Raw genomic sequence first — 26108 nt, 5'->3', positions numbered from 1 at the left:
TTGCTCACCCCTCCGCAGCCGTTGGCGAGTCGACTGGAGTGGAGCGGGGAAGCGGTCGCCCTGTTCCGTGCCCCGGCCACCGGCCGGCGTTCCGCCGGCCGCCACCGGGGCCGGCTGGCCCGATCCCTCGCGCTGCAGGGCGAACTGCTCTGTGCGGCGGGGCGGTACGCGGAGGCGCTCGCCGCGGTGGAGGAGTCCCTGGCCGTTCCCGAGGCCCGCGCGCTCAGGACGCCGGCCGTCGACCGCCGGTTGACGCTCACCTTCGCGCTTGCGGGGGTCGGCAGACTCGACGAGGCGCTGGTGGTCGCCCGTGAACATGCGGATGCGTACGGGGACGTCGCGACGGGTCCGGTCGGCCGCTCGTCGGGCATCCGGGCCCAGGCGCTGCGCGCATACGCATGCGTGCTGGAGTGGGCCGGACGGCCGGCGGAGTCCGCCGATGTCTTCCGGCAATGTGTCGCCCTGATAAGGGAGTTGTCCCCGTGGCGGCGACTCCCCGTGGAACTGCTGTACACGCGGACGCTGGTAGAGCTGACCGGCGTGCTGCGCACGCTCGCCCGGTTCGACGAGGCGATCGAGGCGGGCGAGGAGGCACGGGAGCGCACCGGCGTGGTGCTGCCCCGGCTCAACCCGGAAGGCCTGACCCTGAACGCCCGGTTGCTCAGCGACCTGGCCTGGTGCCTGGGCTCCACCGGTGAAGTCGACCGGGCGCGCGAGACGGCCACGGAGGCGGTGGCGGCCTGCCGCACCATGATCGTGTACGACCCCGCGGCCGGTCAGCCGCGGCTCGTGATCGCCCTTCGGTGCCTCGCCCACCACCTCGACAGGCTGGAGGCGCACGACGAGGAACGGGTCGCACTGTGCGAACTCGCCGCACTCTGCTTCCAGTTGGCCATCTCCAGCCCGGATGTCTACGAGCCGGCGCTCGCCGAGGCCCTCGACGGTCTCGCCCTGTGCCATGCGCGGGACGGAGAGTTCAGTGAGTCCGTGGCAGCCGCCGAGCGCAGTGTGGCGTTGTACCGGCGTGCCGCCGAACGTGATCCCGCCGCCCACGAGCCGGAGTTGGCCCGGACGCTGGGCGCACTCAGTACCCATCTGTCTCGTACGGACTCAGGCGACGGCTCGGTGGCCGCCGCCCACGAGGCGCTGGAGATCACGCGGCGTTCGGCGGAACCCGACGGTCAGGAGCACCGGTCACGGATCGCCCAGCGGCTGCGGCTCCTGGGCCGGGCCCTGCTCCGCACCGGGGACGAAGAGGAGGCGGAGGCCTGCTTCACGGAGGCCGAGACCATTCTGCGGGCGCTCATGGAGACGGGAGGCCGCGAGCGGTACGCGGCAGGTCTGGACGCCGCGCTGTCAGGGCTCGCCGCCGCTCTGGGCGCGGCGGTCGACGTCCACCTCGACGCGGGCCGCGCGACCGAGGCCGCAGCGGCTCTGGACCGTATCCACCGGCTCACCTGGCGCACCGGACGCAGTGACGTGCACGCGGCCTGCGTCACCGCGTTCGCCCGTGCGCGCGCCCGGGAACCGGAAGGAATCCGGCAGGCCTGGCAGCGGGCGACGGGGGAGCCGTGGCCCACGTTCGTCTACCGGATCGGCTGAGTACGGCCGCGGGAGGCCCCCCCGGGCCGGCTGCGGCCGGTGCGGGGCTGCCATGTCCGGCGGCACCGCCGGAGCGCGTTCCGGCCGCAGCCGCGCCACTCGGCGGGCGAGATGCCCGCGCCCCGGCCACCCCGGGTGATCAGTGCGTTCACGGGCGTATGGGGGTCCAGGGCCATCGTCCGGGCCAGCAGGACCCCGATCACCAGCGGAGCCAGTGTGACGGCCAGCGTGGTGCCGGCACTGGTGACGTGCTGCATGCGGGGGCGCGGTGCGTCGGGAGCCATGGTCCCATTCGAGCAGCGACGGACCGGTGCGGGATCGGGCGGCGTACTCAGTCCGGGGCGGCCCGGGTACTCACCCGGGCCGCCCCGGCGCCCCCGCGGCAGTGGCTATGCCGTGGTGCCGGGGCCGGAACCCGTGCCCGAGGCGGCCTTGATGCCCTTGGTGATGTCGTCCAGGACGGACAGGGCCGGTGCCTTGGTGTTGATGTCGAAGCCCGAACGGACGACGACCAGCATGTTCTCGGCCCGGGGGGCGGGGAAGGCCAGCGACTCGACGTACCCGTCGTCGCCGTTCTTCGTCACGACCTTCCAGCGCACCCGGTAGCCCTTCTGGCCGGCGACGGTGACCGGCTCGGACTTCAGCTCCTGGTGCGAGGTGATGCCGCCGTAGATCTGCTCGCCGTACGAGTCCTTCGCGTTGGCGGCGATGTCCTTCTCGGCCGTGGCCCTCGCGGTCGTGGTGTTCAGCTTCAGCGCCTTGGCCGGGACGGAGAACACTCCGCCGCGGACACACTTCTGCTTGGTGTCCCCGGGGCAGGCGTACGAACCTGTGGTCACCCCCGCGCCCATGCCCGACTCGCCCTTCCAGCCGTCAGGGACCGGGATGCTGATTCCGCTCGCCAGGTCCGTCGCGTAACCGTCCTCGGTCTGCGGCTGCTGCTCGGGGCTCTCGTTCCCGCCGCCATCGCCACCGCTGCCGCCCGGTGCGCCGGGCTGACGACTGGGCGCAGGGGAGGGCGAGGCGGACGGTGCGGTGGCCGTGTCCGTCTTCTTGCCGGAGTCGTCGGCCAGCAGGTACACGCCACCGCCGATGGCGGCGAGCAGCACCACACCGGCGGTTATGCCGGCACCGATGCGTATCCGGCGGCTGCGCGCGGTCGCCGGTGGCACGCGGAGGTGATCGGTCCACTGACTGCCGTCCCACCAGCGTTCCTGGATGGGTCCAAATCCTGTGTACCCGGGGTCTGGATGCCAGCCGGGCGGGCTCGTCTGCGTCACGGCAGCCACCGTAGCCGGGTTGCGTGAGAATCCGATGAACCGGATGAGCTGGATGAGCGGTTCCGGCCCTGCTCCGGACCTGATTCTGGTCTAGACAATTGATGACGAAGCTCGCTAGCATCCGCGACGGAGCGCGGTGGTCCTGCGGCAGCGGTTCGCCCGGTCCGTCGGCCACGGCAGGATTGAGGGCACATGGAAGCGACTGCTCCAGACCGTCGGTTCGCCGAGGAGTACCGGATCGCCCGGGAGATACCGCGCGACGGGCTCACCGCCTGGCGTGCGGCCGTCGCGGCCGAGGTGCCGCTGGCGCCGGGGGCGGTCGTTCTGGATGTCGGGGCCGGTACGGGGGCCTTCTCGGCCGCGTTCGCCGACTGGTTCGGGGTGCGGGTGCTGGCGGTGGAGCCGGCCGCCGCCATGCGCGCGCTGATCCCGCGGACCGCGGACATCGAGGTGCTGGACGGCCGGGCCGAGGCGCTGCCGGTGCCGGACGGATGCGCGGACGCCGCCTGGCTCGGCTCGGTCGTCCACCACATCGACGATCTGCCCGCCGCGGCACGGGAGATACGCAGGGCGCTGAAGCCGGGGGCGCCGGTGCTGATCCGCAACTCGTTTCCCGGCCGGTGCACGCGGGACCTGCGGGTGCGGTTCTTCCCCGGGACCGCGCGCATCGTCGACGGCTATCCGACCGTCGAGCAGACCTGCGCGGCGTTCGGCGCCGCCGGTTTCACCCGGGTCGCGCTGCACGCGGTGCCGCAGGAGAGTGCGCCGAGCCTGTCCGGCTTCGCCGACCGGATCCGGCGGGACACCGATGCGAAGCTCCGGGCCCTCACCGATGAGGAGTTCGCGTGCGGGATGCGGCGGCTGCGGCGGGCCGCGGAGCAGGAGCCGGACCGGCCGGCCGTCAGCTGGATGGACCTGCTGGTCCTGGCCTGACCGCACCGGAAACGCCGTACGGGCCCACGGCGATCCGGACGAAGGGCTTCAGGGTTTCCGCATGAGTGGAAACGATGAGCAGGAGCGGTCCGTGCGGGCCGCCGTCGAGGGGGAGCTGTGGCTGCTCGATCCGCAGGTGCGGGCCTCGCCCGACGCGGTGACCGAACTCCTCGACCAGGAGTTCACCGAGTTCGGTGCGTCCGGGCGGCGCTATGACAGAGCGTCGGTCCTCGTCGTCACCTCCGTCGGCGGCGAGGAGGCCCCCGCCCCGATCACCGCCACCGGCATGTCCGGCGCGCTGCTGACCCCCGGCCTCGTCCACCTGACGTTCACGACGGAGAGCAACGGCCTTGGAGTGCGGCGCAATTCGATCTGGCGGCGGACGGATTCGCGCCGGCGGCTTTACTTCCACCAGGGCAAACCGGTCAACGCCCTTTAGCCACACGGGTATTCCGCGGCCGGCCGGCGGCGTGCCGTCTAAGGGCTGTCCCGCAATTCCCGGCGGATCAGCCCTTAGGCTCCTGGAATGACGACCCCCAGCTATCCCGCCAAGCCCCGGCCCGGTGACCGCGTCGCCGTGCTGTCCCCCTCATCCGGGCTCCCCGGCATCCTCCCGCTCCCGTTCGAGCTGGGACTGCGCAGACTCCGTGAGGAGTACGGGCTGGAACCGGTGGAGTACCCGAGCACCCGGAAGATGGGCTCATCGCCCCAGGAGCGGGCCGCCGACATCCACGCGGCCTTCGCCGACCGCGGGATCAAGGCCGTCATCTCCAGCATCGGCGGAGACGACCAGATCACCGTGCTGCCGTACCTGGACCGGGAGCTGCTGCGGGCCAACCCCAAGCCGTTCTTCGGCTACAGCGACTGCACCAATCTGCTGGTGTTCCTCGGGAATCTGGGCATCGTCGGCTACCACGGCGGATCGGTGATGGTCGAGCTGGGACGCCCGGGCGCGATGCACCCCCTGACGGCCGACTCGCTGCGGGCGGCGCTCTTCACCCACGATGCCCGCGAGCTCACCCCGGCGAAGGAGACCGGCAGCGTGAATGACCGCTGGGAGGACCCGCGGACCTTCGACCGCGAACCCGCCATGCTGCCCGCCGACGACTGGATCTGGCACAACGCCGGCCGGGTGGTCCAGGGGGCGAGCTGGGGCGGGAATCTGGAGATCCTGTCCTGGCTGCTGATGGCGGACCGGGAGATACTGCCCGCGGCCGCGTACGCGGGCCGGGTGCTGTTCCTCGAAACGTCGGAGGAGATGCCCGGTGCCGACGTGGTGTACCAGATCCTGCGGAACATGGGGGAGCGGGGACTCCTGAAGCAGTTTCCGGCGCTGCTGATGGCGCGGGCGAAGAACTGGTCCTTCGACAGTCCGCTGGGAGCCGAGGCGGGGGAGGAGTACCGGGTGCTGCAACGGCAGTCGGTGCTGCGGGCGTTGGCGGAGTACGCCCCCGGAACCATGGCCGTCCTCGATGTCGACCTGGGCCACACGGACCCTCAGCTGATCATTCCCTACGGCGGCCAGGTGCGGGTGGACGGTGTGGCCCGGCGCATCGTCGTGACGTACTGAGGGACGCCCACAGGGGGCGGCATTTGTTCTGGTCCGACCACATGTCATGTGTGACATAGTTGGAGATTCGGACAAGAGCGGCCGGCCCGGGGACGGCTCCGGCCGCGGCAGGGGGTGACGGATGCCCGTCGAATGGCAGCCGGTACGGCAGTCGCGCACGCATGAGCTGGTGCTCCAGAGCATCGAGCAGCGGGTGTTCGCCGGCGAGCTCAAGGCCGGCGACCGGCTGCCGCCCGAACGGGAGCTCGCCCCGGTCCTCGGCGTGAGCCGGTCGGCGCTGCGCGAGGCGCTGCGGGTGCTGGAGACCATCGGCGTCCTGGTGGCCCAGCCGGGCCGGGGTCCGGACGCCGGGGCGCGGATCGTCCGTAACCCCGAAGGCGCCCTCGGCCGACTGCTCCGACTCCACTTCGCCCTGGGCAGCTACAGCCTTCAGGACGTGCTGGAAGCGCGCGTGGCCCTGGAGCGGTCCAGCTTCGAGGCCGCCGCACGGCACGCCTCCGCGGCCGATCTGGACGAGGCCGAGGCACTGGTCGTACGGATGGGGGAGCCGGATGTCGAGGTGCCGGAGTTCAACGACCTGGACACCCGGTTCCATGTCAGGATCGCCCGCAGCTCCGGCAACGAGCTGACCTCCACCCTCACCTCCGCGGTGCGGGAGTCGGTCCGGCCGCTGATCCTGCGCGCCCTGGAGGCGGCGGAGGACTGGCCGGCCACGGCCGCCGCGCTCAACGCCGACCACATCGAGCTGCTGCGCCTGGTGCGCGCGGGCGAGGGGCTGCGGGCGGCCGATGCCGTCGAGGCGCACATCCGTGGGCTGCACGGCACGCTGGTCGACGAGAAGCCCACCGCCTGACGTCCACCGCCTGACGCCTGACCCGAGCCGTCGTGATGCCCGCTGCCCCGGGCGCCGCGGCGGCTTTTGCGTGGAGTGGCGCGAGCGGGGGTCAGCCGTCCGCCGCGCGCGTCGGCCTCTTCCCGGTTCCGGCTTGAGGATAGTATGGTCGGACCATAAAAAGCGCCGAACATCACGCAGAGAAATGATCGGGGAGACCCATGCGCATCGGACTCTTCGCCACCTGTCTGGGAGACACGCTCTTCCCCGAGGCGGTGAAATCCACCGCGGTGCTGCTGGCCCGCCTGGGACACGACGTGGTGTTCCCGCCGGGGCAGACCTGCTGCGGCCAGATGCATGTCAACACCGGCTACCAGCGCGAACCCGTTCCGCTGGTGCGCAATTTCGCCGAGCAGTTCGGTGACGCCTCCATCGAGGCCGTCGTCATGCCGTCGGGATCGTGCGCCGGCTCGGTCCGCCACCAGCACGAGCTCATCGCCGAACGGTACGGCGACGCGGCGCTGCGCGCGGGTGTCGCCACCGTCAGGGCGAAGACGTACGAGCTCTCGGAGTTCCTCGTCGACGTGCTGGACGCCACCGATGTCGGCGCGTACTTCCCGCACCGGGTGACGTACCACCCCACCTGCCACTCCCTGCGCATGCTCAGAGTCGGTGAGAAGCCACTGCGGCTGCTGCGGGCCGTCGACTCGATCGACCTGGTCGAGCTGCCCGAGGCCGACGCCTGCTGCGGATTCGGCGGCACCTTCGCTCTCAAGAACGCCGACACGTCGACCGCGATGCTCCAGGACAAGATGCGCAACATCGCCACCACCGGGGCCGATGTGTGCACCGCCGGCGACTCGTCCTGTCTGATGCACATCGGCGGCGGGCTCTCCCGGATCAGCTCCGGCACCCGCACCCTGCACCTGGCGCAGATCCTCTCCGCCACCCGCACCTCGCCGCATCTCCCGATGGAGGCCGCCCGATGAGCAGCACCTTTCTCGGCATGCCCGCTACGCCGCCCCGCTCCCCGTACGGAACGGGCAATCTGCGCGGCGACCGGACGTTCCCCGCGGCGGCCCACGACGACCTGGGCAACGAACAGCTGCGCCGCAACCTCGGCCGGGCCACCCACACCATCCGCGCCAAGCGCCTCAACGTCACCGGCGAGCTGCCCGACTGGGAGGAGCTGCGCGACGCGGGATCGGCCATCAAGACCGACACCATGAACCGGCTCCCCGAGCTCCTCGAGGAGCTGGAGCGCAAGGTCACCGAACGCGGCGGCACGGTCCACTGGGCACGGGACGGCGCCGAGGCCAACGAGATCGTGGCGCGGCTGGTCAAGGAGACCGGGAGCCAGGAGGTCATCAAGGTCAAGTCGATGGCCACCCAGGAGATCGGTCTCAACGAGCACCTCGAATCCATCGGCATCACCCCGTACGAGACGGACCTCGCCGAGCTCATCGTGCAGCTCGCCCACGACAAGCCCTCGCACATCCTGGTGCCCGCGATCCACCGCAACCGGGACGAGATCCGGGAGATCTTCCTCAAGGAGATCCCAGGCGTCGACCCGTCGCTGGACAACGTTCCCGCGCATCTCGCCGCCGCCGCCCGCGCCTATCTGCGCGAGAAGTTCATGACGACGAAGGTCGCCGTGTCGGGAGCCAACTTCGGCATCGCCGAGACCGGCACCCTGTCCGTCGTCGAGTCGGAGGGCAACGGGCGGATGTGCCTGACCCTGCCCGACACCCTGATCACCGTCATGGGCATCGAGAAGGTGCTGCCGCGCTACCAGGACCTGGAAGTCTTCCTGCAACTGCTGCCGCGCTCCTCCACCGGCGAGCGGATGAACCCGTACACGTCGATGTGGACCGGAGTCACCCCCGGCGACGGGCCGCAGACCTTCCACCTGGTGCTCCTCGACAACGGACGCACCGCCGCGCTCGCGGACCGGATCGGCCGCGAGGCGCTCAACTGCATCCGCTGCTCGGCCTGTCTCAACGTCTGCCCGGTGTACGAACGCGCCGGCGGCCACGCCTACGGATCGACGTACCCCGGGCCGATCGGCGCCGTCCTCACCCCGCAGCTCGCCGGAATGCACGCCGCCAAGGACGATCCCAACAGCTCGCTGCCGTACGCCTCCAGCCTCTGCGGGGCCTGTTTCGACGCCTGCCCGGTCAAGATCGACATCCCGTCGCTGCTGGTCGAGCTGCGCCACCAGCACACCGAGCAGTCCGGCACCACGGCCGAGAAACTCGCCATGAAGGCCGCGGCCGGAGTGATGAGGAGGCCGAAGCTCTTCACCGCCGCGCAGAAGGCATCGGGGATCGGCCGCGTCATCGCCGGACGGGACCAGAAGATCTCCCACCTGCCGCCGCCGTTCAACGGCTGGAGCGACAGCCGGGACACCCCGGCCCCGCCCAAGCAGACCTTCCGCTCCTGGCTCTCCTCGGCCGAGGGCGCGGCGACGATGCGGGCGGCCGCCGACGAACACACGCGCAACCAGCAGCAGGAGGAGGAGAAGTGACGACCGCTCGCGAAACGGTGCTCGGCCGCGTCCGGGACGCCCTGGCCCTCGCGCCCGCCGCCGACACCCCGGTCCCGCGCGCCTACCGCACCGGCCGTACCCTCCCCGACGCGGAGCGCCTGGCCCTGTTCACCGACCGGCTCGTCGACTACAAGGCCCAGGTCCACCCCTGCACCGCCGACCGGACCGCCGAGGTCGTCGCCGAGGTGCTGCGGGAGCGGGGCGCCCGAAGGATCGGGGTGCCCGCCGGACTCGACCCGCAATGGCTCACCGCCTACGACGGCGAGGTGCGGCAGGACTCCGCCGATATTCCTCCGCCGCGGCTGGACGCCCTCGACGGCGTCGTCACGGCCTCGGCCGTCAGCTGCGCCGAGACCGGCACCATCTTCCTGGACGGATCGCCCGACCAGGGGCGTCGCGCGCTGTCCCTGGTGCCCGATCTCCATGTCTGTGTCGTCGATCTGTCGACCGTGCGGGTGGGCGTTCCGGAGGCGGTGGCCGAGCTGGTGCCCGAGCGGCCGACGACGCTGATCAGCGGACCGTCGGCCACCTCCGACATCGAACTGGAACGGGTGGAGGGCGTACACGGCCCCCGCACCCTGGCCGTCGTGATCCGCACGGACGTATGAGGAGGCGGGGGTGCGCCACCGCGCGCCCCCGTTCCGTCCCCGTTCCGCCCCCGTTCCGTCCTCAGCCGTGTTCGACCGTCACCTCCACCGGCCCGAATCCGATGCGGGTCGTCGCCGCGTCCTCGGCCCAGTACACCTCGACCGTGTCCCCGTCGGCGTTCACCCCGCTCACCACCGCGTCGAGCACGGCCGCGCCGGGCTCCGCGGTGAGCGAGGCGAGCGCGACCAGGAGCACCGTGCCCTCCGCCTCCGCCCCCAGCCGGGGCAGCACCGCCCAGGGCGTGTACGCCGTGCCCTGCGGAGCCCGTACCTCGTCCTGTGACTCCCAGCCGTGCAGACCGTGCAGGGCCGACGTCACCGCGGACCCTGGACCGGTCGCCCAGCCCGTCTGCTCCACCCGGGCGCCGGGCGGGGCACCCAGCACTCGGTGCACCCGCAGTTCGTACCGGCCGCGGACCACGGTCACGCTCTCCACCCGCAGCCCCGGCACCATCGGCGCACCGCCGGCGAACACCGGGCGGTGCCAGGAGGCGGCCCAGCCCCAGCCGTCGCCGCCGCCCGCGCCCAGCGGGCGGATGGCACGGCGGCCGCTGCGGGCCCCGTCGACGACGACGGCGAGATGGTTGTCGGCAGCGTTCCCGCGCGCCGTCGGGCCGGTGACCGTCGAGTACGACTGCCGGCTGTACAGCGGATCGTCCTGCACCGCCGACTCGCCCTCGTGCGGTGGGACATGGTCGCTTCCGTGGTTGTGCAGCCGGACGATCCCGTCCGCCCGCGTCGACTGGACGAGCAGTCCCGGCGCGGGCAGTGCGAGCACCCGGTCGGGCCCCTCGCTCGGGGCCGGCTCCTCGGTGGCCGTCCACAGCGGGTGGTCCGCCGGGGCGAGCAGCGAGACGAAGGCCTTGGACGCCCAGTAGGGTGAGGCCGGACCCGAGTAGGGCTGGAGCGTCGCGTCGTGCGTCCCGTGCCAGCCCAGGCTCAGCAGCCCGTCGGTGCCGGTCGCGCCGCGGTCCAGGAAGTAGCGCAGCGCCCCGCTGATCACCCGCCGCGACGTGCCCGGAGCGAGCGGGGTGTGCCCGGTCAGCGCGCCGAGTCCGACAGCCGAACCGGCCGCGAACCGGTAGGACAGCGAACGGCCGAAGTGGATCGGCGCACCGTCCCCGCCGAACAGCAGCGAGAAGCTCTCCAGGTGCTCGCGCAGCCGTGCCCCGTAGTGCGCGGACAGCTCGGAGTCACCCGACAGATGGGCGTCCAGCACCGGGTAGAGGTGCAGCGCCCAGCCGTTGTAGTGGTCGAAGGCACGGCCGTCGCCGTCCGCGTACCAGCCCTGACCGCGGTACCAGCTCTCCAGCAGGTCGAGTGCCCGCTCCCGCGCACGGGCCGTCTCCGCGTCGCCGCGGCCCACCGACTCCAGGAAGCCGGCCACCGAGTAGGGAAACAGGTACCAGTTGTTCGGCGCGGGGGTGTGCCGCAGGGCGCCGCGCAGCCACTCCTCGGCGCGGTCCTGCACCGCCGGGTCCAGCCGGTCCCAGAGCCATGGCCGGGTGAGCCGCAGCCCGATGGCGACCGAGGCGGACTCCACCATGGGCTGGCCGAACACGGAGTGGTCGCGGATCAGCGGCCATGACTCGGTGTCGTCCCGGCCGGGCGTACGGGTTCCGGCCGCGAGCCCGTCCGCGTACCGGTCGAGCCAGCCGTGCGGGTCCTTGCCGCCCGCGCCCGCGACCCGGAAGGCGGCGGCGAGGAAGGTGCGCGCGTAGCCTTCGAGGCCGTCGGAGCGGACCCCGGACGCGGAGGGGCGTCCCGGCAGGTCGAGCAGCGCGCTGCCGGGGGTGGCCCACTGCCAGGCCGCCTTCAGCAGTCCGTCCGCCGCCGCCTCCCAGTGCGCGCGGGTGTATCCGGTGACCGGGCTCGTCGACCGGTCGTCGGCGGGGAGCTCCACCGGGGAGTTCGGGTGCGGTCGGTTCATGCGAGGAATGCCAGCCTTTCGCGTCGTACGGGATGGGCGAATCCGTCGCCCGCGGCCCAGCGTTCGGTCTCGCCCACGGCCAGATCGACCAGCCGCCGCCACTCGTTGCCCTGGGAGCCCGCGAGATGCGGGGTGATCAGGGCGTTCTCGCAGTCCCACAGGGGGTGGCCGGCCGGCAGGGTGTCGGGCTCGGTGACGTCGAGGACCGCCCGGATACGGTTCTGCAGCAGGACGTCGGTCAGCGCGTCCTGGTCGACGACGGCGCCGCGCGAGGTGTTGAGGAGCACACCGTCCGGGCGCATCGACATCAGCAGCTCACGGCTGACGAGCCGGTGGGTGGCGGGCAGCAGCGGGGTGTGGACGCTCACCACGTCGCTCAGCGCGAACAGTTCACCGAGCCCCACCGGCCGGACGCCGAGCGCGGCCGCTTCGGCGTCGGAGACGTACGGGTCGTGCAGCAGTACCCGGAGGTCGTAGGGCCGCAGCAGTTCGATGACCCGCCGGCCGATGAGCGAGGCGGACAGGATGCCCACGGTCCGGCCGTAGTTGCCGACCTGCGGGGAGGTGGCCAGCCAGTTGCCCCGGTGGCGCTCGACCCGGTAGTCACGGGCCCGTTCCAGGGTCCGCTTCCCGGAGAGCAGGATCATCGCGACGGTGTACTCGGCGACCGGCAGGGCGTTGGCGGCGGCGGCCGACGACACCTCGATGCCGCGTTTCCAGCAGGCCTCGGTGATGTGCCCGCGAACGCTTCCGGCCGTGTGCACGACGGCGCGCAGCCGGGGCGCCGCGGTCAGTGCCGCCTCGTCGAGGGGCGGACAGCCCCAGCCGGTGACCAGCAGTTCGGTGTCCGCGAGCACGGCGCGGGCCCGGTCGGTGGTGAAATCGTCGAGCACGGGCAGTGGCGCGAGGTCGCACACCTCCGAGAGTGCGTCCAGCGACCGGGCGTCCAGCAGGGCGGCCGCGGCATCCGGCTTCATCGCGACGGCGGCACGCGGCCGGCGCCGCGCGGCAGGGGTGGTGGTGGGCATCTTTCTCCTGGTACGGGGATGGGGTGGAGGCGGTACGGCTACTTGACGGCGCCCGCGGTGAGCCCCGACTTCCAGAAGCGCTGGAGCAGCGCGAAGGCGAGGATCAGCGGCAGGACCGCGAGCAGCGAACCCATGATCACCACGGGGTAGTACTCGGGTGAGACCGTGGCGGAGCTGTTCCAGATGTACAGACCGAGGCTGACGGGATACAGGTCCTGGTCGGAGAGCATCACCATGGGCAGGAAGAAGTTGTTCCAGATCGCGGTGAGCTGGAACAGGAACACGGTGACCAGACCCGGCCCGAGCATCCGCAGCGCGACCCGGAAGTACGTGGTCAGTTCCCCGGCACCGTCCACCCGGGCCGCTTCGAGCACCTCGTCGGGCACGTAGCCCTGGCTGAATATCCGGCCCAGGTACACCCCGAACGGGTTGAAGAGCACCGGGATGAACACCGACCAGAAGGTGTTGACCAGTCCGGTGCCGGACGCCATCAGGTACAGCGGCAGCGCCAGCACGGTCTGCGGCACCATCACCGCGGCGAGGACCAGGCCGAACAGCTTCTCCTTGTGCGCGAAGCGGTACTTGTCGAAGGCGTACCCGCAGGCGATGCTGATCAGTGCGCCGAGTGCCGCGCCGAGGACCGCGTACAGCAGGCTGTTGCCGTACCAGCGCCCGTACACACCGCCGTCCATCGCGAAGAGGTCCTTGAGGTTCTGCGCGAAGGAGAAGTGGTCGAGCGAGAGGACGTCGCTGCCGAACAGGGCGTCGCGGTCCTTCGACGAGGCGAGCACCAGCCACAGCACCGGCAGCAGCGTGTACAGCACGCAGATGCCGACGACCAGGTTGACGACGGAGCGGCCCAGCAGGCGGGGACGCAGGGCGGCGGCCGTGCGGCCGGGACTCGTCGCGCTCATCGGGCGTCCTCCTCGGGGGCGTTGGAGCGGTTGGTCCAGCGGGTCACGCCGTAGGAGAGCGCGATCGTGAGGACCAGCAGGACAACCGAGGCCGCGGCGGCCAGGCCGTAGTTGTTACGGGTGAACGCGGCGTCGTAGATGTACATGCTGGGCGAGAACCGCGAGCTGATCATCGGTGTCGACTGGCTCAGCAGCATCGGCTCGGTGAAGAGCTGGAGCGCGAAGATCAGGGTGAACATCGCGACCATCACGACCGAGGAGCGCACGAGTGGCGTCTTGACCTGGAGCGCGGTCCGGACCGGTCCGGCACCGTCGACTACGGACGCCTCGATGACCTCGCGCGGCACGGCCTGCAGGGCAGCGTAGAAGACCACCATGTTGTAACCGAGATTGCTCCACAGGGCGATGTTCACGATCGACGGCACCACCGTGTGCACGCCGAGGAAGTCGATCGTGATGTCCGCCTTGCCGAGCAGGTCGATGACCGGGCTCAGCCCAGGTGTGTAGAGGTAGAGCCAGATGACGGCGGCGATGATGCCGGGCACGGCGTGCGGCAGGAAGAGCCCGAGCTGCGCCCAGGAGCGCAGCCGCACCACTCCGGAGTCCAGCAGCAGGGCCAGCGCGAGCGCGCCGATCACCATCGCCGGGATGTAGATCAGGCAGTACAGGACGACGGTGCCCAGGCCGCTGAGGAACGTCGGGTCGCTCAGCACGGCGGTGTAGCTGCGCAGCCCGACGAAGACCGTGCGCTCCGGGCCGAAGCCGAGCCCCGGCTGGTCGTCGCTGAAGAAGCTGAGCCAGACGGCGGTCGCGACCGGTATCAGGAAGACCGTCACCAGGAGGATGAAGAAGGGGGTCATCAGGGCGCCGGCCGCGCCGAGTTCACGACGTCTGGCGGACTTGCGGGGGGTGCCCGGGGGCGTGGTGGGTTTCGGCGACGCGGCGGAACCGGTCGCCTCCACGGGGGCGGAAGCCGGTGTGGTGAGCGGGCTGGTCATCGGTGTCACCTGCCTCTCTGCTGCTGGGAAGGGGGACGCACTGCGGATCAGCTGCCGGGAAGGGGTGCGGGCTGTGGATCAGCTGCCGCGGACGGGTACGGGCTGTGCATCAGCTGCTGTGCTCGGTGGCGGACAGACCCAGCGCCCTGAGGTCGGGCATGGTGCCCCGCTGGGCCGCGCGCACCGACTCCAGCACCGAGCCCTGGCCGCCGCCCACCCGGGCGAATCCGTCCTGCATGACCTTCTGCGTGGCGGTCATCCGCGGTCCCCACGTCCAGCCGTCCCGGATCTTGTGGGCCTCCTGGTCGAACAGCGTGTAGATGTCCTGGCCGCTGTAGTAGCCACGGTCGAAGGCCTTGCGGCCGACTGCGACGAGGCCGGGGGCGGCCGGGTACTGGCTGCTGGCTCCGCTGGAGAGCCGGGCCAGCAGCGCGTCGGGGTGCGAGACCTGCCACTCGATGAACTCCAGTGCGGCCTCCGGGTGGTCGCTGCTGCTGGTGACCGCGAAGGTCGATCCGCCGTGGGTGCCGAGCGCCGGGTCGGACGCGCCCCACTGGGGGAGCGGGGCGACGGCCCACTTGCCCTTCTGGCCGGGCCGGGCCTTCATCTGCGCCCCCGCGTCCCAGGCGCCGCTGAGCCGGACCAGGACCTCGCCCGAGCTGAGCTGTGCGTCGTAGGCCCTGCTGTCCACCGGGCTCATGACGACCAGGTCCTCGTCGATCATCCGCTGCCAGTACGCCGCCACGCGGCGGGTCGGCTCGTCGGCGAGCGACACGTTCCAGGCGCCGCCGCGGGTGTCGAACCACTGGGCACCGGCCTGCCAGGCGAACGCGGCGAACTGCGACCCGCCGTCCGTGGCGAAGGCCGACAGCCGCCGGCCGGGCGCCTTGGCGCGCACGGTACGGGACGCTTCCTCGAACGCGTCCCAGGTGCGCGGGACCTCGATGCCGTACTCGGCGAAGAGGTCGCTGCGGTAGTGCATCACCATCGGCTCGACGTCGAGCGGCAGGCTGAAGACCCGCTTCTCGAACGTGGTGAGCCCCAGCGCCTGCGGCAGCAGCTTGGCCCGCAGGCCGTCGCTCAGCAGGTCCGTGAGCTCCAGGGCGACTCCGTCGATGGCGAAGCCCGGGACCTGGGGGTACTCGATCGTCGCGACGTCCGGGGCGTTCCCCGCCCGGGAGGCGTTGCTGAGCTTCGCGTACCCGCCCTGGGGCCCCGAGGGGATCTGCTGGAAGTCGACCTGGATCGTGCGGTGCGTCCGGTTGAACGCGTCCACCACCTCCTGGCTCCCGCGCAGGGCGGACCAGAAGGTGACGTGCGTGGCGTTGCGGCCGGTCCTGTTGCCGGCGTCACCGGTCCTGCTCGTGCTGTCGGACCCCGATGTGCCACCGCTGCAAGCGCTCAGTGCGCCCGCCAGCGGTACTGCGGCCATCGTGGCGAGCATGGATCGACGGCTATGTCGACCGGGCATGGGCGCCTCCCGCGGCTCCTGATTGAGGACACGGGGAATCCTGTTCGGCTGATCGGTAGTGGTCAATAGATCGCTCAGAAGAAAATTGAAGCGGTCAAACGATCAATCCATGGCGAGGGTGATCGTCTGTGCCGATCCGCGGACCTTCAACTCCGGCAGCAACTCCGTCCGGCGCACCGGGCCGGCCGCCCCGGCCGCTCCGGAAAGCCGGTGGAGCAGCAGCTCGGCAGCCGCCCTGCCGATCTCCGCCTTGGGTGGCGCCACCGCGGTCAGCGGCGTGCTGCCGAGGGCCGCGACCACATCGTCGTACGCCACCACCGAGCAGTCCCGGGGCACCTGCACACCGCTCTCGGCCAGGCGTTGCACCAGCATCAGCGCGTCCACGTCGCCGTGCAGCACGGCCGCCGTGGCGCCGCGCTCGCGCAGCAGCGCGGCGAGATCGGGCGCGTGGCCGCTGCCCGGGGAGACCACCCGCGCCGGTCCCGACCCGTCCGGGCCCGGTCCTGGCACCGCGTTCGGCGAACTCAGCACCACCGTCCAGTCCTCCACCTCGGGGCGGCCGGCCGCGATCTGGGCGAACGCGGCACGTACGGTGCGTGCCGTCGGGCTGTCGTCGCGGGCGGCCAGCACGATCCGGCGATGGCCCAGCGCCACCAGATGCTCCACGGCGAGGTGCGTCCCGTACCAGTGATCCGAACAGACGGAGTCCAGGGCGTGCAGGGCGCTGCCCGGCCGGGGCCGCCGCTCCATCAGCACGGTCGGCACCTGCACGTCCGCCAGCCAGCCGTAGTCCTGTTCCTCGGAGAGCGCGTTGCGCCATCGCGGGGCGATCAGCAGCCCGCGCGCTCCGTCCGCCAGCGCCCGCTCCACCAGCGGCCGTTCGGCACCGGCCGACTGCGGTGCGATGTGCAGCGCGATCCGGATACCGGCCTCCTCCAGCACGCTCCGGGCGCCGTGCAGCGTCTCGTACAGGTACGAATGCCGCTCCGGCACGACCAGGGCGACAGCGCCGCCCTCACCGGCCGGCTCGCCTCCCCGCGCAGCCGGCACGACCGCGGCTCCCGCCGGTTCCCGCAACGGCCTGGCCACGCCGTGACCGCGCCGCAGCCGCCCGGCCCGGGTCAGCTCCTCGACATCCCGCCGCACCGTGACCACGGAGACGTCCAGTTCGGCGGCGAGCACGCTGACCTTGACCGCGCCGCGCGACTCCACCACCGCCATGATCCGCTGACGCCTGAGTTCAACCGGCTCCCGCATGCTGCTGGCCCCCTCGCCGTACCGCTGCGCTTTGTGCGTTTGAACGCTTCGTGTGAGCGCTTGGAGCGCAGCATAGCCATGCCGGTTCCCCGGCTGGGTGGCGGCCGAAGATCATGGCAGATTACGATCTGTTCCTGGCATGGACACACTCACCCTCTGGCAACTGGCGGCGCTGGCCGCGGCATCCGCGCTCGTCGGCTTCTCCAAGACGGCCGTCAGCGGTGCCAATACGATCAGTCTCGCGGTCTTCGCGGCGGTGCTCCCCGCCCGCGAGTCCACCGGAGTGCTGCTCCCGATCCTCATCGCCGGTGATGTGCTCGCCGTACTCACCTACCGCCGCCACGCGCACTGGCCGACGCTGCTGCGGCTCTTCCCCGCCGTCGCCGTCGGCGTGGTGGCGGGCACGCTGTTCATGATGTGGGCCGGCGACGCCGCCGTGCGGACCTCGATCGGCGCGATCCTCGTCTTCATGGCGGGAGTCACGATCTGGCGCCGCCGCACCGCGGCCGGGAGCGGGGAGCCGTCGGCGGACGCGGGCCCGCCGGCCGCGGCCGAGCGGCTCAAGGCCCGCTCGTACGGGGTGCTCGGCGGCTTCACCACCATGGTCGCCAACGCGGGCGGCCCCGTCATGTCGCTCTATCTGCTCTCCGCCGGGTTTCGCAAGCTCGGCTTCCTCGGCACCTCGGCGTGGTTCTTCCTGATCGTCAACACCTCAAAGGTGCCGTTCAGCGTGGGCCTCGGACTGATCGACGCCCAGTCGCTGCTGCTCGACGCCTGCATGCTGCTGTTCGTGCTCCCCGGCGCCTGGATCGGCCGCAAGTGCGTGGACCGGATCAACCAGACACTCTTCGAACGTCTCGTCATCGGGGCAACCGTGCTGGGCGGCCTCCAACTGCTGCTGACCTGACGGCGGCCCTCCCGGATCGCGAGGATCCGGAAGGGCCGGCAGTCGGCTGCCCGGCGGATCAGATGATGCCTTCCTCGATCTCCGCCTGCTCACGGGCGCTGCCGTAAGCCGACGGCGTGCTGTACGAACCCCGAGCGACGAACCACCACACGGTGGCCAGCACCAGAACGGCGACCAGCGCGATCGACGCGTAGTTCATCGAGTCGATCGTCACCGGCGACGACTGCGGCAGCAGGAACAGCACGGTCACGAGGGAGACCCACACCACGGCGATCCAGCCGACCGGCTTCGACCAGCGGCCCAGGTGCCACGGCCCGCGCTCGAAACGGTCACCCGCACGCAGCTTCAGGAAGATCGGGATCGCGTAGGCGGGCGTGATGCCGATGACGTTGATCGCGGTCACCGCACCGTACGCGGTCGCGGAGTACAGCGAAGGAACGGCGAGCAGTCCGGCGACGACGACCGACAGCCACACCGCGTTCACCGGCGTCTGCGTGCGGGCGCTCACCTTGCGCCACAGCGCGGAGCCCGGCAGCGCGTTGTCCCGGCTGAAGGCGAACACCATCCGGCTGGCGGCTGCGACCTCGGCGTTGCCGCAGAACAGCTGCGCCGCGATCACGATCAGCAGCATGGCCGTGGCGCCCGAGGTGCCCAGCGCGTCGATCAGGATCTGGGCCGGCGGCACTCCGGTGGCGCTCTCCTGGGTGCCCGCGTAGTCCTGGATCGCGAACGTCAGCCCGGCGAGCAGCACGAAGCCGGCCAGCCACGAGACCCAGATCGAACGGACGATGCCGCGGGGCGCCGAGACCGAGGCGTCCGAGGTCTCCTCGGACAGGTGGGCGGAGGCGTCGTAGCCGCAGAAGGTGTACTGGGCCAGCAGCAGACCGATCGCGGCCACGTAGAGCGGGTTCTCCCAGCCGGTGTCATTGACGAACTCGGTGAAGACGAACGACGGCGACTGGTGGTGCGAGGGGACGATCGCCAGCACGGAGACGATCACCGCGACGCCGGCCAGGTGCCACCACACACTTATGGAGTTGAGCACGCTGACGAGCCGGACACCGAAGAGGTTCAGCACGGCGTGCAGCAGCAGGATGCAGAGGAAGATGATCATTGTCTTGCCCGGAGTGGGAGTGAAGCCCCACTGCAGATTCATCAGCGCACCGGTGAACAGCGCGGCACCGTAGTCGATACCGGCGATCGCGCCGAGCAGCCCGAGCAGATTCAGCCAGCCGGTGTACCAGCCCCACTTGCGGCCGCCGAGCCGGTCCGCCATGTAGTAGAGCGCCCCGGACGTCGGGTACGCGCTGGTGACCTCGGCGAGCGCCATGCCCACGCAGAGCACGAACAGACCGACCCCGGCCCAGCCCCACAGCATCACCGCGGGCCCGCCGGTCGACATGCCGAAGCCGTACAGGGTCATGCAGCCGGACAGGATCGAGATGACGGAGAAGCTGATGGCGAAGTTGCCGAAGCCGCCCATCCGCCGCGCGAGCACCGGCTGGTAGCCGAGCTCGCGCAGCCGCTGTTCCTCGTCCTTGGGTGCGTGGGCCTCGGAACCCGTGTGGGGCGAGGTGGATAGGGACATGGGGGACCTCCGTGAGCGGTGACGTTGCGGGGACTGGGAGAGACGGTGCGGGTGACAGGAAGAGGGCGCGGGGCGATGCGGGCTCCGGCTCAGCCGTGCGGTCCCCTGCCCGGGTCGCGGGCCGCGGCCAGGGCGCGGCCGCGGGCGCGCAGGAACACTTCCTCGGCGCCGCCGGGGTCCTTGGGCGTACGGGTGCGGTACGCCCAGGGCAGCGAGGTGAAATAGGGGCCGAGCTCCCTGAACACCGGCGCCGCGTCGGCGAACTGGAGCGCGCCCCACAGGGCGTGCGCCAGATAGTTGAGGTCGAGCAGGGTGCGGCTGGGCGCGGACGTGCGCAGGAACCAGATGTCCAGAGCGCGGACGGCGTCGCGCTCCGCGTCCTCGGTGACCCAGTGCAGGTCCAGCGCCTTCTCATGGCCGCGTTCGCGACGGTAGCGCTCGACCCGCACGTACAGCGGAAGCACGTGCAGAGCGGACCCGTCGGGTGCCGAGGAGGCCGCCCACTGAACGAAGTTGACCGCTTCGGACAGGGCGCCACCGGCCTTGCGCGCATAGACGAACTGCAGCATCCGGTGATAGGCCTCGCGGTTGAACGGATCGCGCTTGTCCGCCTCCGCCAGCAGACCCCACGGCCCCGGAAAGAGCATGGGCCCCGGCGGATGCAGCCGGTGCTCCTCCAGCCGCTGGCGTTCGTCCAGCTGGGAGAGGGCCAACAGGCACACCCAGGGCACCGGGTCCGCGGGCGAGGCGTGGGCGGCCGAGCGGCACGCCTCCCAGGCCTGCTGCCACAGCTCCTGCGCGCGGCGGTGCCCCTCGCGGTGGGCCCGGACGGCCCGCTCCACGACGACTCGGGCGTGCATCACGGCGGCCGCGACGCTCCGGGGCTCCTCGGTCAGCCAGGCCTGTACCGCGTCCGACCCCGCGGCAACCGCTCCGAGCACCTGGGTGCGCTGGGTCCACAGGGTCCAGTCCGGCGTGCTCTCCAGCAGATTGCGCATGGAGAGCCAGCGGCCGGTCCGTAAATCCTGTAACGCGGAACGGAGTTCATTGTCGTGGCCGGCCGGGTGGTAAACCGGCCGGAAATCACTGTTGGCCATGGATGCGCTCTGGGCGTGGTGTCGGTCTCATCGATCCTCTAGGACGTGGGGGGTGATGCAGCTGTTGAAATATGAACTGCTGTAAAGCGTCCGGTTGTTGCTCGGCGGTGAGTGTAGAGCCCGTTGCGTCGAACTCCCGAATGATTCGTGGATCTTATTCAAGTCGCCTGGGTCAACCGGAGGTTGAGCGTTGAAGAGGGTTCCGGACATGGGCTTTACTGGTGCTTGACGGAACCGCCGGGCTGCACCACTCTGGGTTCCCGCAACCGAAGATCACGATTCCGTTCAAGCGCCGGAGCTTGCGTACCACTGGAGAGCCGATGACAGGTCCGGTACTCGCTGTGGACCAGGGGACCTCCGGCACCAAGGCGCTGGTGATCTGCCCGGAGCGGGGCGTGATCGGTTCCGGTTCGGCTCCGGTGCGCCCCCGGTTCGGCTCCGGCGGAGTGGTCGAGGCCGACCCCGCCGAGCTGTACGGCTCGGTCGTCGATGCCGGAATGCGGGCCCTGGCCGAAGCGGGTGAACCGGTGGCCGCCGTCGGGCTCGCCAATCAGGGCGAGACCGTGCTCGCCTGGGATCCGGACACCGGAAGGCCGCTCACCGACGCAATCGTCTGGCAGGACCGCCGGGCCGCCGGGCTGTGTGGCGAACTCGTCGTGCATGAAGAAGAGTTGAAAGAACTCACCGGGCTGCCCCTCGACCCCTATTTCGCTGCCCCGAAGATGGCCTGGATCCGCCGCGAGCTGACCCGCGAGGGAGTCGTCACCACCAGCGACTCCTGGCTGGTCCACCGGCTCACCGGTGCGTTCGTCACCGACGCCGCGACGGCCGGGCGCACCCAGCTGCTCGATCTCGACCGGGTCGGCTGGTCACCCGCCGCCCTGGACATCTTCGGCCTGGGCGGCGAACGGCTGCCGTCGGTGGTCGACGCCGCCGGAGTGTTCGGAACGACGACCGCGTTCGGCGGCGAGCTCCCGCTGACCGGACTCCTCGTCGACCAGCAGGCCGCCCTGCTGGCACAGAGCGCGCTGGAGCCGGGCACCGCCAAGTGCACCTACGGAACCGGTGCGTTCCTGCTGGCCCAGACGGGCCCGGCGCCGCGCCGCAGCTCTACCGGACTGGTCAGCTGCGTGGCCTGGCGGCTCGGCGGGCAGACCAGCTACTGCCTGGACGGACAGGTCTACACGGCGGCCTCCGCGGTGCGCTGGCTCACCGACCTCAAGGTGATCTCCGGCGCCGCAGACCTCGACCCGGTCGGCGGCTCCGTCCCCGACTCCGGGGGCGTCACCTTCGTACCGGCGCTCGCCGGGCTCGCCGCCCCCTGGTGGCGCGGCGACCTGCGAGGTTCGGTGACCGGGCTGAGCCTGGACACCACCGCGGGCCATCTGGTGCGGGCCCTGTGCGAGGGCATCGCCGCACAGGTGGCCGAGCTGGCCGAAGCGGTGGCGGCGGATCTGGGGGCGCGGCCCGGGGTGCTGCGCGTCGACGGCGGGCTGACCCGCTCCGCGCTGCTCATGCAGACCCAGGCCGACCTGCTGCAACGGCCCGTCGAGGTGTCCGCGCTGCCCGACGTCACCGCGCTCGGCGTGGGGGCCGTGGCCCGGCTCGGCCTCGATCCGGGGCTCTCCCTGCGGCAGGCCGTGCCCGACTGGGAACCGGCCGCGGTGTACGAGCCGAGGATCGGCCCCGCCGAGGCGGCCGAGCGCCTCGCCGGATTCCGCGCGGCCGTCGACACGCTCCTGGAGCGGTCGTGACAACGGCCCGGACCGGCCGATGAACCGCACCGTCACGACGGCCGGGCAGCCGCTGCCCGACGGCCCGCCCTACGACGTCACGGTCATCGGAGCCGGCGTGGTCGGCACCGCGATCGCCCGTGAGCTGGCCCGTCACCGCGTCCGTACCGCCCTCGTCGAGGCCTCGGACGACATCGGCAACGGCACGTCCAAGGCCAACACCGCGATCCTGCACACCGGGTTCGACGCCGTGCCCGGTTCGCTGGAGGCCCGGCTGGTACGCGAGGGGCAGCGCAGACTCGCCGCGTACGCCGCCGAGACGGGCATCCCCGTCGAACGTGTCGGCGCTCTCCTCGTGGCCTGGGACGAGGAACAACTCGAAGCGCTTCCCGACCTGTTGGCGAAGGCCGAGCGAAACGGCTACCACGCTGCACGACTGCTGGACGCGGGCCGGCTCGCCGAGCTCGAACCGCACCTGGGGCCGGGCGCGCTGGGCGCACTGGAGATTCCCGACGAGTCCGTCATCTGCCCCTGGACCACCCCGCTCGCCTTCGCCACCCAGGCAGTCCTGGCCGGCGTCCATCTGCACCTGGACTGCCGCGTCACGGGCATCGAGTCCAGCACCGGCATCCACACCCTGACCACCACCCGCGGCCCGGTCCGCACCCGTCAGCTGATCAACGCGGCGGGACTGCACGCCGACGAGATCGACCGGCTGTTCGGGCACGACGCCTTCACCGTCACCCCGCGCCGCGGACAGCTCATCGTCTTCGACAAGCTCGCGCGCGATCTCGTCCGTCACATCCTGCTGCCCGTTCCCACCGCGGCGGGCAAGGGCGTCCTGGTGGCACCGACCGTCTTCGGCAACGTACTGCTCGGCCCGACCGCCGAGGACCTCGACGACAAGGCAGCCACCGAGTCGACCGAGGACGCCATCGCGCTGCTGCGGGAGAAGGGCCGCAGGATCCTGCCGCGGCTGATCGACGAGGAGGTCACCGCCGTCTACGCGGGGCTGCGCGCGGCCACCGGCCACGAGGACTACCGGATCAAGGAGTACCCGGACCGGCGCTACATCGCCGTGGGCGGCATCCGGTCCACCGGGCTGACCGCCTCCATGGCCATCGCCGCACACGTCACCGCCCTCCTCGCCCGGACCGGCCTCGACCTCGGCGCACCGGCCGGACTGCCGCCCGTCACCATGCCGGACCTCGGCGAGGCGGCCGACCGCCCCTACCTGGACGCCGGACTCATCGCCGGGGACCCCGCCTACGGCACCGTGGTCTGCCACTGCGAACGCGTCACCGCGGGCGAGGTCCGCGACGCACTGGATTCCGTGCTGCCGCCGCGCTCGGCACAAGGGCTGGCGCGCAGGACGCGGGCGGGCAACGGGCGCTGCCAGGGCTTCTACTGCGGGGCCGGGCTCCGTGCACTGATCGAGGGGGCGCGAACATGACCCGTCGCGAGCGGACGGTCGATGTGCTGGTCGTCGGCGCGGGCCCCGCCGGACTCGGCGCGGCGGCCGAACTCGCCGCGTCCGGCGCACGGGTGGAGGTGCTGGAGCGCGAACAGAGCACCGGCGGAATCCCGCGCCACTGCCACCACGGGGGCTTCGGCAGTCGCCGGACCACCGGCGGCGTGAGCGGGCCCGAGTACGCCCTGCGCTGCACAGCCGCCGCCGAACGGGCCGGCGCCGTCCTGCGCACCGGCATCACCGTCACGGGCTGGGCCGGACCCCGCACCCTCGACGCCACCGGACCGGGCGGACTGGAACGGATCACCGCCCACGCCGTCCTCCTCGCCACCGGCGCCCGGGAACGCCCCCGCAGCGCCCGGCTCGTCCCCGGCACCCGCCCCGCCGGCGTCTACACGACCGGGGAACTCCAGCAGGCCGTCCACCTCCACCACCAGTACATCGGTACGCGCGCGGTGGTCGTCGGCGACGAACCCGTGGCCCATGCGGCGGCCGGCACCCTGCGCGTCGCCGGAGTCGAGGTGGCCGCCCTGGTGACCGGCCAGCCGCCGGAACCCCTCGCCGCGATGCGCCGGCGCCCCGGCGCCCCGGTGCTCAGCCGCACCACCGTGACCGGCCTGACCGGGCGCGGGCGGCTCACCGGCGTCACGGTGCGCCACCACGACGGCCGGACCACGACGCTCCGCTGCGACACCGTGGTCTTCACGGGCGACTGGATCCCCGACCACGAACTGGCCCGGCGCGGCGCGGTCGCCCTGGACCCCGGCACCCGCGGCCCCGCCCACGACGCCTCGTACCGTACCGGCGAGCAGGGCGTCTTCGCCGTCGGGAATCTGCTGCACGCCGTGGAGAGCGCGGGCACCGCGGCGGCCGAGGGGCGGGCCGTCGCCGCCCCCGTACTGCGCCACCTCGCCACCGGGTCCTGGCCCGCCGGCCGTACGGCGCTCACGGTCGCGGCCCCGCTGGCCTGGATCGCGCCCAATCTCCTCGGCCCCGGCGGCGACCGGCCGCTGAACAACCGCTTCGTCCTGCGCACCGAGCGGCGGCTGACCGCCCCGCTGCTGGAGGTCCGTCAGAACGGGCGGCTGCTGCACCGGCAACGGCTGCTGCTGCCCGCCCGGCCCGGCCTCCCCGTCCACCTGTCCGCCGACTGGCTGGACCGGGCGGATTCACACGGCGACACCGTACGGATCTCCGTGCGCTGACCGCGCGAGGGAGGCGGCGGTCAGGGTCTGCGAGCGCCGGCCCGGCGGCAGGACGGCAGCGCCCGGGAGCCTGCCGTTCAACCGGCCGGGGCAGGGCGGCAGCGGATCACGGAATCAGCAGCCAGTCCGCACCGATCGCCGCCACCAGCCCGATGCCCAGCAGCCAACTGCCGAGCCGGGTACGGCCATTGCGGCTCAGCTCGATCACGATCCCGCACAGGATCAGCGCCAGCCCGTACACCCCGACCACCAGGACGGAGGACCGGCTCGCGATCCGCAGCCCCAGGACGACCGCCATCGCGGCCATGCCGACGGAGGACAGGACGATGCGCAGCCGTCTCGCCTGACGTGGCGTCAGGCGACGTTCCTCGGCGTCGGGGGCGGCTATCGGGGTGTCCACGGCCTGGTCCTGGTCAGAAGTGCTCATGACGCGGGATGGTAATAGCTTCGCGCTGCCCTGTTCGCCGCTCTCGGTCAAAGAGAGGGAAAGGACGCGTGTCCGGCGCCCGCCACCGTCCGGACTACCGGCGGCCGGCCCGCAGGCGCGGCGCCTCGACAGCGGCGTCGACGGGCCCCGCGCCCGGCTCCTCCACCCGCCCGGCCAGCTCCCGCGCCCAGCCGATCAGCGCACGGACACCGATCCCGTGCGCCGAGGAGCCGGGGGAGTCGCCGGAAGCGGCGTCCTCGGGCGGGCCGGGGACGCCGGATGCGCCCGTACCGCCGTGCTCGCCGAACTCCGCGAGCGCCGCCGCGCCCCGCCGCAGCAGCCGCGCCCCGCCCGTCACATTGCCGCGGGCGGCATGGGTCAGGCCGACAGCCAGCTGGGCCAGCCCGCGCCACAACTCCCGTTCCGCCACGGGGCCCGACTTCCACGCGTCCTCGAAGACCTCATGGGCGTGGAACGGCATCCCGGCGTCCAGCAGCCGCTGTGCCTCCCGGACGGTCTCCTCCGGGGAACGGACCACACCCTCGGGCTGCCGCTCCACCCCCGGCGAGCCGTAGGGCAAGGGGCGCCCCAGCCCGTCGCGGGGGCGCGCGTTGTGCGCCCGGCCTTCGGTGTCGCGGTCCCTGCGAGTCTCGTCCACCCCTCGATTGTG

At 71.8% G+C, this 26108-nt stretch carries 24 protein-coding genes; 12 read left to right on the top strand and 12 right to left on the bottom strand.

From position 1 onward, the window contains the following. The first annotated feature begins 21 nt into the window (after window positions 1-21). Window positions 22-1602 (top strand): hypothetical protein, encoded by a 1581-nt coding sequence (locus OG322_RS02445; protein ID WP_329305976.1) that lies wholly within the window; start codon window positions 22-24, stop codon window positions 1600-1602. On the opposite strand, the gene OG322_RS02440 is transcribed toward OG322_RS02445, so the two are convergent. Both OG322_RS02440 and OG322_RS02435 read right to left on the bottom strand, forming a co-directional pair. Next, a complete protein-coding gene (locus OG322_RS02440) occupies window positions 1587-1886 on the bottom strand; it encodes a hypothetical protein (protein WP_123464632.1) in 300 nt (99 codons plus the stop codon). The genes OG322_RS02445 and OG322_RS02440 overlap by 16 nt on opposite strands. A gap of 105 nt (window positions 1887-1991) precedes the next feature. Next, complete coding sequence (locus OG322_RS02435; RefSeq protein WP_329305975.1) at window positions 1992-2882, bottom strand: DUF2510 domain-containing protein; 891 nt, start codon at window positions 2880-2882, stop codon at window positions 1992-1994. A 192-nt stretch (window positions 2883-3074) separates the two neighbouring features. Here OG322_RS02435 and OG322_RS02430 point away from each other — a divergent pair, with 192 nt between their 5' ends. From OG322_RS02430 to OG322_RS02400, 7 genes are all read left to right on the top strand, one after another. Further along, window positions 3075-3815: a class I SAM-dependent methyltransferase gene (locus OG322_RS02430; RefSeq protein ID WP_123464636.1), complete on the top strand. Its 741-nt coding sequence runs from the start codon at window positions 3075-3077 to the stop codon at window positions 3813-3815. A 61-nt stretch (window positions 3816-3876) separates the two neighbouring features. Next, complete coding sequence (locus OG322_RS02425; protein ID WP_329305974.1) at window positions 3877-4254, top strand: nuclear transport factor 2 family protein; 378 nt, start codon at window positions 3877-3879, stop codon at window positions 4252-4254. Between the two features lie 87 nt (window positions 4255-4341). Further along, window positions 4342-5385 (top strand): S66 family peptidase, encoded by a 1044-nt coding sequence (locus OG322_RS02420; RefSeq protein WP_329305973.1) that lies wholly within the window; start codon window positions 4342-4344, stop codon window positions 5383-5385. 121 nt (window positions 5386-5506) lie between these two features. Continuing rightward, a complete protein-coding gene (locus OG322_RS02415) occupies window positions 5507-6238 on the top strand; it encodes a FadR/GntR family transcriptional regulator (RefSeq protein WP_123464642.1) in 732 nt (243 codons plus the stop codon). A gap of 200 nt (window positions 6239-6438) precedes the next feature. Continuing rightward, window positions 6439-7206 carry a (Fe-S)-binding protein gene (locus OG322_RS02410; protein ID WP_123464644.1) on the top strand — a complete coding sequence of 256 codons (768 nt, stop codon included), beginning with the start codon at window positions 6439-6441 and terminating at the stop codon, window positions 7204-7206. Beyond that, complete coding sequence (locus OG322_RS02405) at window positions 7203-8744, top strand: LutB/LldF family L-lactate oxidation iron-sulfur protein (RefSeq protein WP_329305972.1); 1542 nt, start codon at window positions 7203-7205, stop codon at window positions 8742-8744. The genes OG322_RS02410 and OG322_RS02405 overlap by 4 nt, the downstream gene beginning before the upstream one ends. Beyond that, the gene (locus OG322_RS02400) at window positions 8741-9373 is read left to right on the top strand and encodes a LutC/YkgG family protein (protein ID WP_123464648.1); all 633 of its coding nucleotides are present in this window, start codon (window positions 8741-8743) and stop codon (window positions 9371-9373) included. The genes OG322_RS02405 and OG322_RS02400 overlap by 4 nt, the downstream gene beginning before the upstream one ends. 61 nt (window positions 9374-9434) lie before the next feature. On the opposite strand, the gene OG322_RS02395 is transcribed toward OG322_RS02400, so the two are convergent. The 6 genes from OG322_RS02395 to OG322_RS02370 form a co-directional block, all read right to left on the bottom strand. Beyond that, window positions 9435-11342, bottom strand: a complete 1908-nt coding sequence (locus OG322_RS02395; protein WP_123464650.1) for a DUF2264 domain-containing protein — start codon at window positions 11340-11342, stop codon at window positions 9435-9437. Further along, window positions 11339-12370: a hydroxyacid dehydrogenase gene (locus tag OG322_RS02390; protein ID WP_123464652.1), complete on the bottom strand. Its 1032-nt coding sequence runs from the start codon at window positions 12368-12370 to the stop codon at window positions 11339-11341. The genes OG322_RS02395 and OG322_RS02390 overlap by 4 nt, the downstream gene beginning before the upstream one ends. Before the next feature lie 38 nt (window positions 12371-12408). After that, the gene (locus tag OG322_RS02385; protein ID WP_124285747.1) at window positions 12409-13284 is read right to left on the bottom strand and encodes a carbohydrate ABC transporter permease; all 876 of its coding nucleotides are present in this window, start codon (window positions 13282-13284) and stop codon (window positions 12409-12411) included. Beyond that, entirely contained in the window at window positions 13281-14282 is a 1002-nt protein-coding gene (locus OG322_RS02380) for a carbohydrate ABC transporter permease (protein WP_329305971.1), read from the bottom strand. Before OG322_RS02380 ends, OG322_RS02385 begins: the two co-directional genes overlap by 4 nt. Window positions 14283-14391: 109 nt before the next feature. Then, entirely contained in the window at window positions 14392-15753 is a 1362-nt protein-coding gene (locus OG322_RS02375; protein WP_124285748.1) for an ABC transporter substrate-binding protein, read from the bottom strand. Between the two features lie 102 nt (window positions 15754-15855). After that, complete coding sequence (locus OG322_RS02370) at window positions 15856-17010, bottom strand: substrate-binding domain-containing protein (protein ID WP_123464660.1); 1155 nt, start codon at window positions 17008-17010, stop codon at window positions 15856-15858. A gap of 139 nt (window positions 17011-17149) precedes the next feature. Here OG322_RS02370 and OG322_RS02365 point away from each other — a divergent pair, with 139 nt between their 5' ends. Continuing rightward, a complete protein-coding gene (locus OG322_RS02365) occupies window positions 17150-17917 on the top strand; it encodes a sulfite exporter TauE/SafE family protein (RefSeq protein ID WP_124285749.1) in 768 nt (255 codons plus the stop codon). Between the two features lie 58 nt (window positions 17918-17975). Here the strand turns inward: OG322_RS02365 and OG322_RS02360 are convergent, their stop codons facing one another. Together OG322_RS02360 and OG322_RS02355 are read right to left on the bottom strand one after the other, a co-directional pair. Further along, complete coding sequence (locus OG322_RS02360) at window positions 17976-19505, bottom strand: amino acid permease (protein WP_329305970.1); 1530 nt, start codon at window positions 19503-19505, stop codon at window positions 17976-17978. A gap of 89 nt (window positions 19506-19594) precedes the next feature. Continuing rightward, window positions 19595-20602, bottom strand: coding sequence for a hypothetical protein (locus tag OG322_RS02355; protein WP_329305969.1), 1008 nt, complete (start codon window positions 20600-20602; stop codon window positions 19595-19597). 320 nt (window positions 20603-20922) lie between these two features. On the opposite strand from OG322_RS02355, the gene OG322_RS02350 reads away from it, so the two are divergent. Genes OG322_RS02350 through OG322_RS02340 form a run of 3 tightly spaced genes read left to right on the top strand, consistent with a single transcriptional unit; the run spans window position 20923 to window position 25011 of the window. Beyond that, the gene (locus tag OG322_RS02350; protein WP_329305968.1) at window positions 20923-22356 is read left to right on the top strand and encodes an FGGY family carbohydrate kinase; all 1434 of its coding nucleotides are present in this window, start codon (window positions 20923-20925) and stop codon (window positions 22354-22356) included. Window positions 22357-22375: 19 nt separating this feature from the next. Then, window positions 22376-23788: an NAD(P)/FAD-dependent oxidoreductase gene (locus OG322_RS02345; RefSeq protein ID WP_329305967.1), complete on the top strand. Its 1413-nt coding sequence runs from the start codon at window positions 22376-22378 to the stop codon at window positions 23786-23788. Then, a complete protein-coding gene (locus OG322_RS02340) occupies window positions 23785-25011 on the top strand; it encodes an FAD-dependent oxidoreductase (protein ID WP_329305966.1) in 1227 nt (408 codons plus the stop codon). Before OG322_RS02345 ends, OG322_RS02340 begins: the two co-directional genes overlap by 4 nt. 106 nt (window positions 25012-25117) lie before the next feature. Here the strand turns inward: OG322_RS02340 and OG322_RS02335 are convergent, their stop codons facing one another. Together OG322_RS02335 and OG322_RS02330 are read right to left on the bottom strand one after the other, a co-directional pair. Beyond that, window positions 25118-25489: a hypothetical protein gene (locus OG322_RS02335; RefSeq protein ID WP_398912164.1), complete on the bottom strand. Its 372-nt coding sequence runs from the start codon at window positions 25487-25489 to the stop codon at window positions 25118-25120. Window positions 25490-25532: 43 nt separating this feature from the next. Then, window positions 25533-26096 (bottom strand): DUF309 domain-containing protein, encoded by a 564-nt coding sequence (locus tag OG322_RS02330; protein WP_123464676.1) that lies wholly within the window; start codon window positions 26094-26096, stop codon window positions 25533-25535. Window positions 26097-26108: the final 12 nt, after the last annotated feature.

Source organism: Streptomyces sp. NBC_01260 (assembly GCF_036226405.1).
Lineage (GTDB): Bacteria > Actinomycetota > Actinomycetes > Streptomycetales > Streptomycetaceae > Streptomyces > Streptomyces laculatispora.
This window is presented reverse-complemented; position numbering and strand designations above follow the sequence as displayed.

Bases quoted from the DNA above. Each gene is read 5' to 3' on its own strand.
- OG322_RS02365 (WP_124285749.1), top strand. From the start codon at position 17,150: ATGGACACACTCACCCTCTGGCAACTGGCGGCGCTGGCCGCGGCATCC.
- OG322_RS02360 (WP_329305970.1), bottom strand. From the start codon at position 19,505: ATGTCCCTATCCACCTCGCCCCACACGGGTTCCGAGGCCCACGCACCC.
- OG322_RS02425 (WP_329305974.1), top strand. From the start codon at position 3,877: ATGAGTGGAAACGATGAGCAGGAGCGGTCCGTGCGGGCCGCCGTCGAG.
- OG322_RS02340 (WP_329305966.1), top strand. From the start codon at position 23,785: ATGACCCGTCGCGAGCGGACGGTCGATGTGCTGGTCGTCGGCGCGGGC.
- OG322_RS02405 (WP_329305972.1), top strand. From the start codon at position 7,203: ATGAGCAGCACCTTTCTCGGCATGCCCGCTACGCCGCCCCGCTCCCCG.
- OG322_RS02380 (WP_329305971.1), bottom strand. From the start codon at position 14,282: ATGACCAGCCCGCTCACCACACCGGCTTCCGCCCCCGTGGAGGCGACC.
- OG322_RS02355 (WP_329305969.1), bottom strand. From the start codon at position 20,602: ATGGCCAACAGTGATTTCCGGCCGGTTTACCACCCGGCCGGCCACGAC.
- OG322_RS02385 (WP_124285747.1), bottom strand. From the start codon at position 13,284: ATGAGCGCGACGAGTCCCGGCCGCACGGCCGCCGCCCTGCGTCCCCGC.
- OG322_RS02430 (WP_123464636.1), top strand. From the start codon at position 3,075: ATGGAAGCGACTGCTCCAGACCGTCGGTTCGCCGAGGAGTACCGGATC.
- OG322_RS02375 (WP_124285748.1), bottom strand. From the start codon at position 15,753: ATGCCCGGTCGACATAGCCGTCGATCCATGCTCGCCACGATGGCCGCA.
- OG322_RS02345 (WP_329305967.1), top strand. From the start codon at position 22,376: ATGAACCGCACCGTCACGACGGCCGGGCAGCCGCTGCCCGACGGCCCG.
- OG322_RS02395 (WP_123464650.1), bottom strand. From the start codon at position 11,342: ATGAACCGACCGCACCCGAACTCCCCGGTGGAGCTCCCCGCCGACGAC.
- OG322_RS02410 (WP_123464644.1), top strand. From the start codon at position 6,439: ATGCGCATCGGACTCTTCGCCACCTGTCTGGGAGACACGCTCTTCCCC.
- OG322_RS02440 (WP_123464632.1), bottom strand. From the start codon at position 1,886: ATGGCTCCCGACGCACCGCGCCCCCGCATGCAGCACGTCACCAGTGCC.
- OG322_RS02390 (WP_123464652.1), bottom strand. From the start codon at position 12,370: ATGCCCACCACCACCCCTGCCGCGCGGCGCCGGCCGCGTGCCGCCGTC.
- OG322_RS02415 (WP_123464642.1), top strand. From the start codon at position 5,507: ATGCCCGTCGAATGGCAGCCGGTACGGCAGTCGCGCACGCATGAGCTG.
- OG322_RS02370 (WP_123464660.1), bottom strand. From the start codon at position 17,010: ATGCGGGAGCCGGTTGAACTCAGGCGTCAGCGGATCATGGCGGTGGTG.
- OG322_RS02350 (WP_329305968.1), top strand. From the start codon at position 20,923: ATGACAGGTCCGGTACTCGCTGTGGACCAGGGGACCTCCGGCACCAAG.
- OG322_RS02420 (WP_329305973.1), top strand. From the start codon at position 4,342: ATGACGACCCCCAGCTATCCCGCCAAGCCCCGGCCCGGTGACCGCGTC.